Source organism: Salinarimonas sp., assembly GCF_046292825.1.
Classification (GTDB): Bacteria; Pseudomonadota; Alphaproteobacteria; order Rhizobiales; family Beijerinckiaceae; genus Salinarimonas.
Genome location: NZ_JBKBQG010000047.1, coordinates 22018 through 31127, shown reverse-complemented (window position 1 = coordinate 31127; position 9110 = coordinate 22018). Strand labels below are relative to the sequence as shown.

The following is a 9110-nucleotide window of genomic DNA, read 5'->3' as shown; positions in this document are numbered from 1 at the left end:
CCCCCCACGACCCCATCCGACCCGTCGGCTTCGCCGCCGGGCCACCTTCCCCTGAGGGGAAGGAGAGGGTGGCGCCTCGTGAGAGCGTGCGCTCTCCACTTGGGCCCCACCCGGCCGTTCTCGGCTCCGCCTCGAACGTCCACCCTCCCCTCCGGGGAGGGATGGCGCTTTTCCTTTGCGTGCGGGTCGTCTATCGTCCCTGCCGCACTGCACCGAGAGAGAACCGGCCGAGGTCCCATGCTCCGCGCCACCGCCATCGTCCGCAAGGCCGCCGTCAAGGCCGAGAAGGTCGTCGACACCGTCACGCTCGATCACGAGGGGCGCCATCGCCGCCGCGTCGCGCTCGAGGGCGACGGGGGGCTCGCCTTCCTGCTCGATCTCGACAAGGCGACCGTGCTCGCCGACGGGGACGCGTTGAAGCTCGAGGACGGGCGGCTCGTGCGCGTCGCGGCCGCCCCGCAGCCGCTCCTCGAGATCACGGCGGAGAACCCCACGCGGCTGATGCGCATCGCCTGGCACATCGGCAACCGCCACACGCCCGCCGAGATCACGACCGACGCGATCTATATCGAGGAGGACCACGTGCTCGCCGAGATGGTCCGCGGCCAGGGCGGCAGCGCCAAGCGCGTCGAGCGGCCGTTCCAGCCCGAGCGCGGCGCCTACGATCACGAATGCGGCCCCGATTGCGGCCACGATCATCATCACGACCACCATCACCACCATCATCACGGCCATCATCATCACGACCACGACCACCATCACGATCATTCGCACGATCACGCCCATCACGGCCACAAGCACGGCTGAGACGCGGCGATGGCGGGCGATCTGCCGCTCGAACTCTTGATCTGGACGTCGCCGGCCTTCCCCGTCGGCGCCTTCGCCTATTCGCACGGGCTGGAATGGGCCCACGAGGCGGGGGACGTGACCGATGCCGCGAGCCTCGAGGCTTGGCTCGCCGATCTCCTCGCGCACGGGGCGGCGCGCAACGACGCGATCCTCGCCGCCCGCGCCTGGCACGCCGCGCAGGACGTGCCCGCCCTGCTCGATCTCGCCGAGCTCGGCGTCGCGCTCGCGACCTCGGCCGAGCGGCGGCTCGAGACGGTCACCCAGGGCAATGCCTTCCTCTCGGTCGCCGCCGCCTCCTGGCCGTGCCCGCCGCTCCATGCCTATCGCGCGGCGCAAAGCGGGGACACGCCCTATCCGGTCGCCTTCGGGCTCGTCGCCGGCGCGCACGCGATCCCGCTCGCAGAGACGCTCGAGGCGCTCCTCCTCGGCTTCGTCCAGAACCTCGTCTCGGCCGCGATCCGCCTCGGCGCCATCGGCCAGACCGACGGTCAGCGGGTCGTCGCGGCGCTCCTGCCCGCGATCCGCGGCGAGGCCGCGGGCGCGCGCGAGGCCGGGCTCGACGATCTCGGCGCGGCCGCCTTCCGCTCGGATCTCGGCTCGCTCCTGCACGAGACGCAATATACCCGCCTGTTCCGCTCCTGAGAGGCATCTCGCACATGGCTGAGACCCCCGCCCGCTCCCCTCACGGCCCCTTGCGCGTCGGCGTGGGAGGCCCGGTCGGCTCCGGCAAGACGGCGCTGATGGAGGCGCTCTGCAAGCGCTTCGCTTCGCGCTACGATCTGTGCGCGATCACGAACGACATCTACACGAAGGAGGACGCGCGCCTCCTCACGGTCGCGGGCGCGCTGCCGGAGGAGCGGATCCTCGGCGTCGAGACGGGCGGCTGCCCGCACACCGCCATCCGCGAGGATTGCTCGATCAACCTCGCGGCGGTGGACACGATGACGCGCCGCTTCCCCGCCCTCGATCTGATCCTGATCGAATCGGGCGGCGACAATCTCGCGGCGACCTTCTCGCCCGAGCTCGCGGATCTGACGATCTACGTGATCGACGTCGCCGGCGGCGAGAAGATCCCGCGCAAGGGCGGGCCGGGGATCACGCGCTCGGATCTCCTCGTCATCAACAAGATCGACCTCGCCCCGCATGTGGGCGCCGATCTTTCGGTGATGGAGGCGGACGCGGCGCGCATGCGCGGCAAGCGGCCCTTCGTCCTGGCCAATACCCGCGCCGGCGATGGCGTCGACGCGATCGCGCGCTTCATCGAGGAGGCGGGCGGGCTCGCGGGGAGGGGGGCGGCGCGGGCGTGAGCGCGTGGGGCCTCACTTCATCGGGTCGTGGCCCCAATTCATGAGCGAGTAGCGCCAGCGGCTGTGCGCGCGGTCCTCCTTCGGCCCGCCTTGGGCGGCGTGGCGGCGGACATAGCCCACGACCTTGCGCATATGGGCGTAATCGTCCTCGTCGAGCTCGTCGACGGTCTTGCGCTTGATGGCGACGATGCGCCGGCCCGATTGGTGGCCGACCGCCTCCTCCTCGCCCTCGCGGACCATGCCGACGTCCTGGGACATCGGCGTCTCGAGCCAACGCTCGAGCTCGGAGGGGCTCATGTTGACGGCCTCCTCGAAATCGCGGCGCAGGGCGCGCGCCTCCTCGTCGGTCCGCTTCGCGTCGTCGCTCATGGATGGTCTCCTCGTCGCGGGGAGAACGCAGCACGGGTGGCGTCGGCGCCCGCGGCGCGCGGTCGCAACGGGCCGCGCGGAGGCCGTCGCTTGCGGGCAACGAGCGGGGCCGCCTCAGATTTCGGTTGCGAGGCGCGGGAGGCTCGCTATGGTCCGGGCGCCCTCGGGGAGAGGGCGAGAGGCGGAACGCGGCGGACGCATGACGAAGGCGCTGAGGATCTCGATCGACGCGATGGGCGGCGACCACGGGCCGTCCGTCGTCGTGCCCGGCGCGGCGCTCGCGCTCGAGCGTCACCCCGACATGCGCTTCATGATGTTCGGCGAGGAGGCGCTGGTGCGCCCGCTCCTCGACGAGCGACCGGCGCTCGCGCGCGCGACCGAGTTCCGCCACGCCGCCGTCTCCGTGAAGATGGACGACAAGCCGAGCCAGGCGCTGCGGGTCGGGCGATACAAGTCGTCCATGTGGCTCGCGCTGCAGGCGGTGCGCGACGGGGAGGCGCAGGCCTGCGTCTCGGCCGGCAACACCGGCGCCCTGATGGCGATGTCGATGTTCTGCCTCAAGACGATGGCGCAGGTCGAGCGGCCCGCCATCGCCGCGATCTGGCCGACCGTGCGCGGGGAATCGATCGTGCTCGACGTCGGCGCCTCGATCGGCGCGGATGCGAGCCATTACGTCAATCTCGCGGTGCTCGGCGCGGCGATGGCCCGCATCGTCTTCGACGTGGAGCGCCCGACGGTGGGCATCCTCAATGTCGGCCGCGAGGAGATCAAGGGCATCGAGGCGGTGAAGGAAGCCTCGCGGATGCTGCGCGAGGCGCAATTTCCGCACCTCGCCTATCACGGCTTCGTCGAGGGCGACGACATCGGCAAGGGCACCGTCGACGTCGTCGTGACCGAGGGATTCACCGGCAACATCGCGCTCAAGACCGCCGAGGGCACGGCCAAGCAGATCGGCGCCTATCTCAAGGCCGCGATGAGCCGCACCCTGATGGCGAAGATCGGCTACCTCTTCGCCAAGGGCGCCTTCGACGCGCTCAAGGCCAAGATGGACCCGAGCCGCGTCAATGGCGGGGTCTTCCTCGGGCTCGAGGGGGCGGTCATCAAGAGCCATGGCGGCGCCGACGAGAAGGGCATCGCCGCCGCCATCGATATCGCCTACGACATGGCCCATTACGATCTCATGCGGACGATCCGCGAGATGCTGGAACAGACGCCGGCCGTGCCGCCGGGTTGAAGGACGAGACAGTGAGAACCCTGCGTTCCGTCGTGAGGGGCTGCGGCTCCTACCTCCCGCCGAGGATGGTGTCGAATGCCGAGCTCGAGGGCCTCGTCGACACCTCCGATGAGTGGATCGTGCAGCGCACCGGCATCCGCGCCCGCCACATCGCCGGGGAGGGCGAGACGACCTCGACGCTCGGGATCGCCGCCGCCCGCGCCGCGCTCGCCGATGCCGGGCTGACCGCCGACGACATCGACCTCGTCGTCTGCGCCACCTCGACGCCCGACCACACCTTCCCCTCGACCGCGACCATGATCCAGGCCGGGCTCGGCATGCATCACGGCGCGGCCTTCGACGTGCAGGCGGTGTGCACGGGCTTCGTCTACGCGATCTCGGTCGCCGACAAGTTCATTCGCGCGGGCGAGGCGCGGCGCGCGCTCGTCGTCGGCGCGGAGACCTTCTCGCGCATCCTCGACTGGGAGGACCGGACGACCTGCGTTCTCTTCGGCGACGGCGCGGGCGCGGTCGTGCTCGAGGCGCAGGAGGGCGAGGGCACGAGCGCCGATCGCGGCGTGCTCGCGGCGAAGCTGCGCTCGGACGGGCGCTACCGCGAGAAGCTCTACGTCGACGGCGGCCCCGGCTCCACCAAGACGACCGGCCACCTGCGCATGGAGGGCCGCGAGGTCTTCCGCTTCGCGGTCGGCATGGTGACGGACGTCGTCGAGGCGGTGTTCGAAGCCACCGGCACGAGCGCGGACGAGCTCTCCTGGTTCGTGCCGCATCAGGCCAACAAGCGCATCATCGACGCTTCCGCCGACAAGCTCGGCATCGCCCGCGAGAAGGTGGTGATCACGGTCGATCGGCACGGCAATACGTCGGCGGCCTCGATTCCGCTCGCGCTCGACGCGGCGGTGAAGGACGGGCGCGTCAAAAAGGGCGACCTCGTGATGATCGAGGCGATCGGCGGCGGCTTCACCTGGGGCGCGGCGCTCATCCGCTGGTGACGCAGCCAGGGCGGCGTACGGCGATGTTCCGCCGTCTGCGCGGTTGATTCACGGCGCCGCAGGGCCTAGCGTTCCGCAGAGACGAGCGGCGCCTGGAAAAGGGGGCTTCCATGGCTGGACGAACGGTGACCCGCGCGGACCTCTGCGAGGCCGTCTACCAGCGCGTGGGCCTGTCGCGCACCGAATCGGCGGAACTCGTCGAATCGGTGCTCGGGGAAATTTGCGATTGCCTGGAGCGCGGGGAGACGGTGAAGCTCTCCTCCTTCGGCTCCTTCGTCGTGCGCGACAAGGGCCAGCGCGTCGGCCGCAATCCGAAGACGGGCGTCGAGGTGCCGATCGAGCCCCGTCGGGTGATGGTGTTCAAGCCGTCCAACGTGCTCAAGGCGCGCATCAACGGGCTCGACGGGGCGGGCGAGACGGAGGATTGACATCCGTCGAACGGGTGAGGGGAGGGGACGCCGTGGAAAAGGGACCCAACGCCTTCCGCACCATCAGCGAGGTCGCCGAGGACCTCGATCTGCCTCAGCACGTGCTGCGCTTCTGGGAGACGAAATTCTCGCAGATCAAGCCGCTCAAGCGCGGCGGCGGGCGGCGCTTCTACCGCCCCGAGGACATCGACCTCCTGCGCGGCATCCGCCACCTCCTCTACGGGGAGGGGTACACGATCAAGGGCGTCCAGAAGATCCTGCGGGCGGAGGGCTCGCGCTTCGTCGCCGCGATCGGCCGGGGCGAGGCCGCCGTCGAGCCGGCGCGCCGCACCGGCGCGGAGCAGGGCGAGGCGGGCGCGGCGCCCGGTGCCTTCGAGGAGCCGGAGGAGGAGGCCGATCGCTCGCTCCTCTCGGACGAGGCCGCCGCCACCCTGCGAACCGCCCTCGACGACCTCCTCGAATGCGAGCGGCTCCTCTCGGCGCTGGACGCCCCGGAGCCCGAGCCGACCCGGTGAAGGGGGCGCGACACTCTCCCTCTCGGGGCCACCAAGCCGTCATTCCGGGGCGCGATAGCCAAGCCCGGAACCCAGAACCCCGACGTTGGTCCGAGCGCGCATGCGCGCTCGGACCAACGTCGGGCAATTCAGGAGTCGAAGGACGCAGCCTACAGGCTGCTAATCCACGGTCGGGAGTCTGGGTTCCGGGCTCGCTTCGCGCCCCGGAATGACGACGTCGAAGCACTAGGCGGAAGATTCACAGCCCGTCCGGGAGAGGAGAGCGGGCGCCGTTACGATCGTGCGCAAGCAGGAACCGCGACCCGTGCACCTCGCCGCCTCCGCGCGGCGAGGAGACCGCCTCGCGACGTTTCTCGCCTCGCGAGGCTTGCGCGCTCGCGCGCGAGCTTGTATGTCACCCGGACCCTTCGGGGCGCTTCGAGCCGTCGCGCTCGACGTCCCGGCGATGGTCTTGACGGGCAGTAGCGCAGCCTGGTTAGCGCACCGGTCTGGGGGACCGGGGGTCGGAGGTTCAAATCCTCTCTGCCCGACCATTCAACGATGGTCCGCGTCGCGAGCCTCGCGCTCGACGATCGCGGCACTCCACTGAAAGCCGGGATGGTCCGCCATCCCGGCTTTTTCGTCTCGAGGGCGCCTCGACCGGCCGTGCCCCTTATCCGCCTTTCGTAGCCCCTCCTTGCGGCGCGAGCAGCAGCAGCATAGATGCTCGCGGCGGCACTCCCGCCGCCCCGCGAGACGCACCATGACCGCCCCCCTCGACAAGCCCCGCAGCCTTCTGTCGCTCGTCCTGACGCTCAGCGTCGCCGTCATCGTCGGCGCAGAGGTCTTCGGCATCGCCATCGCCACCGCCTGGGCGGCGGGCGGGCTGTTCCACCTCGGCTCGACCTTCACCTATGCCATCGGCGCCGCGCTCGTCGGCCTCGGGCTGTGGGTGATGGTGCCGTTCACGCGCAACGTCTGGCGCGTCGAACGCACGATCGTCGAGGCCCCCGTCCGCACCGAGGCGGAGCTGCGCGGCGGCTGAGCCGCGTCAATCGTCCTCGTGGGGGTAGACCCCCGCGAGGACGCGGTCGAAATGGCTTCGGACGGCCCCGTTGCAGCCGCAGGAGAGCCGCTCCAGGGCCGCGTCGTCGGCGATGCGCAGGCGCCGCCGGCCGCTCTCGACCGCCCCCGTCGCCCGCAGCGCTCCCATGACGCGGCTGACATAGCTGCGCCCCACCCCGAGCATCGCCGCGAGCTCCTCCTGCGAGACGGCGATCTCGTCCGATCCGGTGCGATCGCGCGCGGCGAGCAGCCATTTCGCCGCGCGCTGCTCGATCGTGTGGACCGCGTTGCAGGCGACCGCCTGGAAGATCTGGGCGATCAGGCAATCGGCATAGCGCGTGAACAGCCGCCGCAGCGATGGAGAGCGCAGCTTCGCCTCTTCGAGCCGCGCGATCGGCAGCCGCAGGAAGGGGCCGGGCACGTGGACGACCGCGCGCGCGAAAGCCGGCAGCCGCCCCTCGCTGACGATGCCGCCGACGGCACCCTCGCGCCCGACGAGCACCGTCTCGACGCTGCGCCCGTCCTCGAGCACGACGAGAAACGAGGCGAGGCTGTGCCCGCAGGGGAAATAGACGTGGTCGACCATGTCGCCGGGCTCGTAGATCGGCGCGCCGGCCTCGCCGCTCCAATCCTGCACGAGCGGGGTGAGCATCGCGAGGTCGTCCGGGCGCAGTGCCCGCAGAAGGTTGTTCTCGAGCGTGCCGTCCGCGCGTCCCGCGGCACCGAACCTGTCGAAGGCCATCGTCGTCTCCCGTCCACCGGGGCCCCGCGCCCTCAACGCACAAGCTAGGAAACTGTTCACTAGTGCGCAGACAGCACGGCCGCGACGTGGCCACATGCCGGCAATGCGATTCGGCGGAGGTGGGTCAACCGCCCCGTCATCCCCCCACATCGAGGCCGAAGCGTGCGCGACCCCCTTGCCGAAGGCACGGCCGACGAGACCGCATCGCCGGCTCTCGGATACGAGGCGGCGTCCGGCGAGGGGCTGTCCGCCTCCTTCGTGTACGATTTGCGCATCGGCGAGGTGATCGCGACCCCCGCCGCCCGGGCGCTCCTCGGCTTGCCGCCGGCCTCGGAGATCACGCTCGCGGCGCTCCTCGCGTGCCTCCATGCCGACGACCGCCCGGTCTTCGCCGCCGCGCAGGGCGCGCTCGTGGACGACGGCTCGGAGCGGGCGCCGCGCGCGGAATGCGAATTGCGGGCGATCTCGGCCGGTTCGGAGCGTTGGCTGCACGCGGAGCTGCGCGTCCTCGCCGACGACGAGGGGCGCACCTGCGGCTTCTGCTGCGTCGTGCGCGACGTCACCCGCCTGAAGCGCGCCGAACGCGCGCTCGCCGACGCGCTCGCCGAGCGGGACGCGCTCGCGGCGCGGCTCGCGCTCGCCGAGGCCCGCGCCGCCGCCGATGCGGAGGCCTACCGGCTCGCGCAGGAGCAGGCGCTGCTCGTCCATCGCGAGCTCATGCACCGGATCAAGAACATCTTCACGGTCGTCTCGAGCCTCGCGACCCTGTCGGCGCGCACGATGCCCGAGGCGCGCAGCGTGGCGGAGGCGTTGCGGGCACGCATCGAGGCGCTCGGCCGCGCGCACGACTACGTCCGCCCGCGCGGCGTCCCCTCTGAGGCGGCGGGCGAGGGCGAGGCGCCCGAGCAGAGCGTCGCGGGCCTGCTCGCGGCGCTCCTCGCCCCCTATGCCGACGAGGGCGAGGCGCGCCTCGCGATCGCCTGCGACGCCGCGCGGGTGGGCCCCCACGCGGCGACGGCGCTCGCGCTCGTCGTCCACGAGCTCGCCACCAATTCGGTCAAGTACGGCGCGCTCGCCGTCGCAGGCGGGCGCGTGCGGATGAGCTGCAGCGTGGAGGAGGGGGCGCGCGCGGGCCGCTATGCCATCGTCTGGACGGAGGAGGGCGGCCCGCCCCTCGACGGCCCCCCGACGCAGATGGGCTTCGGCACGCTCCTCTCGCAGCGCGCCGCGCGTGCCCAGCTCGGCGCCGAGATCGTGCACGAATGGGCGCGCGAGGGGCTGTGCGTTCGCCTCTCGATCCCCATCGAGAAGCTCGCGATCTGACCCGGCGCGCCCGACGTCACACCTTCGGGCAAGGCTCGTTGGTAAAACGCCAGTTCATGACGTTGATCTCGACGGTGCACTCGGCGATCCGCTCGCCGAGGCAGGTGCGCTCGCCGATCTCGTAGGTGACCCCGTGCGAGCGGCACATGCAGGCGTGCTCGCCGATGACCTCGGGCGCCGGCACGAAGAAGACGGAGCGCGGGTGCGGCGCAGCGTTCTCCGCCGCCGCCGGAGCGGCGAGGAGGGCGCCGGCGAGGACGAGCGCGGAAGCGATTGCCGAAAAGAGACGAGCCGAAACGTTCATGACCGA

12 protein-coding genes and 1 tRNA gene are annotated in these 9110 nt (G+C 71.2%); 10 read left to right on the top strand and 3 right to left on the bottom strand.

Features of this window, described 5'->3' with window-relative positions; translation table 11 throughout:
* Positions 1–237 precede the first annotated feature (237 nt).
* From ACK4UM_RS17760 to ureG, 3 genes are read left to right on the top strand one after another with little or no spacing between them, the layout of a single operon-like run.
* Complete coding sequence (locus tag ACK4UM_RS17760) at positions 238–807, top strand: urease accessory protein UreE (protein WP_409801941.1); 570 nt, start codon at positions 238–240, stop codon at positions 805–807.
* Positions 808–816: 9 nt separating this feature from the next.
* Positions 817–1491 carry an urease accessory protein UreF gene (locus ACK4UM_RS17755; protein ID WP_409801939.1) on the top strand — a complete coding sequence of 225 codons (675 nt, stop codon included), beginning with the start codon at positions 817–819 and terminating at the stop codon, positions 1489–1491.
* Positions 1492–1505: 14 nt separating this feature from the next.
* Positions 1506–2156: an urease accessory protein UreG gene (gene ureG, locus ACK4UM_RS17750; RefSeq protein WP_409801935.1), complete on the top strand. Its 651-nt coding sequence runs from the start codon at positions 1506–1508 to the stop codon at positions 2154–2156.
* A gap of 12 nt (positions 2157–2168) precedes the next feature.
* On the opposite strand, the gene ACK4UM_RS17745 is transcribed toward ureG, so the two are convergent.
* On the bottom strand, positions 2169–2525 hold the full coding sequence (locus ACK4UM_RS17745; RefSeq protein ID WP_409801933.1) for a DUF3140 domain-containing protein: 357 nt from the start codon (positions 2523–2525) through the stop codon (positions 2169–2171).
* A gap of 199 nt (positions 2526–2724) precedes the next feature.
* Here ACK4UM_RS17745 and plsX point away from each other — a divergent pair, with 199 nt between their 5' ends.
* From plsX to ACK4UM_RS17715, 6 genes are all read left to right on the top strand, one after another.
* Positions 2725–3759, top strand: a complete 1035-nt coding sequence (plsX, locus tag ACK4UM_RS17740) for a phosphate acyltransferase PlsX (protein ID WP_409801931.1) — start codon at positions 2725–2727, stop codon at positions 3757–3759.
* 11 nt (positions 3760–3770) lie between these two features.
* On the top strand, positions 3771–4748 hold the full coding sequence (locus ACK4UM_RS17735) for a beta-ketoacyl-ACP synthase III (RefSeq protein WP_409801930.1): 978 nt from the start codon (positions 3771–3773) through the stop codon (positions 4746–4748).
* A 110-nt stretch (positions 4749–4858) separates the two neighbouring features.
* The gene (locus ACK4UM_RS17730) at positions 4859–5176 is read left to right on the top strand and encodes an integration host factor subunit alpha (RefSeq protein ID WP_409801928.1); all 318 of its coding nucleotides are present in this window, start codon (positions 4859–4861) and stop codon (positions 5174–5176) included.
* Positions 5177–5208: 32 nt separating this feature from the next.
* Positions 5209–5691, top strand: coding sequence for a MerR family transcriptional regulator (locus ACK4UM_RS17725; protein ID WP_409801925.1), 483 nt, complete (start codon positions 5209–5211; stop codon positions 5689–5691).
* Between the two features lie 455 nt (positions 5692–6146).
* A tRNA-Pro gene (locus ACK4UM_RS17720) sits at positions 6147–6224 on the top strand.
* A gap of 209 nt (positions 6225–6433) precedes the next feature.
* Positions 6434–6715: a hypothetical protein gene (locus tag ACK4UM_RS17715; protein ID WP_409801923.1), complete on the top strand. Its 282-nt coding sequence runs from the start codon at positions 6434–6436 to the stop codon at positions 6713–6715.
* A 6-nt stretch (positions 6716–6721) separates the two neighbouring features.
* On the opposite strand, the gene ACK4UM_RS17710 is transcribed toward ACK4UM_RS17715, so the two are convergent.
* The gene (locus ACK4UM_RS17710) at positions 6722–7477 is read right to left on the bottom strand and encodes a Crp/Fnr family transcriptional regulator (protein WP_409801921.1); all 756 of its coding nucleotides are present in this window, start codon (positions 7475–7477) and stop codon (positions 6722–6724) included.
* Between the two features lie 162 nt (positions 7478–7639).
* Here ACK4UM_RS17710 and ACK4UM_RS17705 point away from each other — a divergent pair, with 162 nt between their 5' ends.
* Complete coding sequence (locus ACK4UM_RS17705) at positions 7640–8800, top strand: HWE histidine kinase domain-containing protein (RefSeq protein ID WP_409801918.1); 1161 nt, start codon at positions 7640–7642, stop codon at positions 8798–8800.
* A 16-nt stretch (positions 8801–8816) separates the two neighbouring features.
* On the opposite strand, the gene ACK4UM_RS17700 is transcribed toward ACK4UM_RS17705, so the two are convergent.
* Positions 8817–9104, bottom strand: a complete 288-nt coding sequence (locus ACK4UM_RS17700; protein ID WP_409801915.1) for a hypothetical protein — start codon at positions 9102–9104, stop codon at positions 8817–8819.
* Positions 9105–9110: the final 6 nt, after the last annotated feature.

Excerpts from the sequence above, each read along its gene's own strand:
- ACK4UM_RS17760 (WP_409801941.1), top strand. The coding sequence starts at position 238 with ATGCTCCGCGCCACCGCCATCGTCCGCAAGGCCGCCGTCAAGGCCGAG.
- ACK4UM_RS17755 (WP_409801939.1), top strand. The coding sequence starts at position 817 with ATGGCGGGCGATCTGCCGCTCGAACTCTTGATCTGGACGTCGCCGGCC.
- ureG (WP_409801935.1), top strand. The coding sequence starts at position 1,506 with ATGGCTGAGACCCCCGCCCGCTCCCCTCACGGCCCCTTGCGCGTCGGC.
- ACK4UM_RS17745 (WP_409801933.1), bottom strand. The coding sequence starts at position 2,525 with ATGAGCGACGACGCGAAGCGGACCGACGAGGAGGCGCGCGCCCTGCGC.
- plsX (WP_409801931.1), top strand. The coding sequence starts at position 2,725 with ATGACGAAGGCGCTGAGGATCTCGATCGACGCGATGGGCGGCGACCAC.
- ACK4UM_RS17730 (WP_409801928.1), top strand. The coding sequence starts at position 4,859 with ATGGCTGGACGAACGGTGACCCGCGCGGACCTCTGCGAGGCCGTCTAC.
- ACK4UM_RS17715 (WP_409801923.1), top strand. The coding sequence starts at position 6,434 with ATGACCGCCCCCCTCGACAAGCCCCGCAGCCTTCTGTCGCTCGTCCTG.
- ACK4UM_RS17710 (WP_409801921.1), bottom strand. The coding sequence starts at position 7,477 with ATGGCCTTCGACAGGTTCGGTGCCGCGGGACGCGCGGACGGCACGCTC.
- ACK4UM_RS17700 (WP_409801915.1), bottom strand. The coding sequence starts at position 9,104 with ATGAACGTTTCGGCTCGTCTCTTTTCGGCAATCGCTTCCGCGCTCGTC.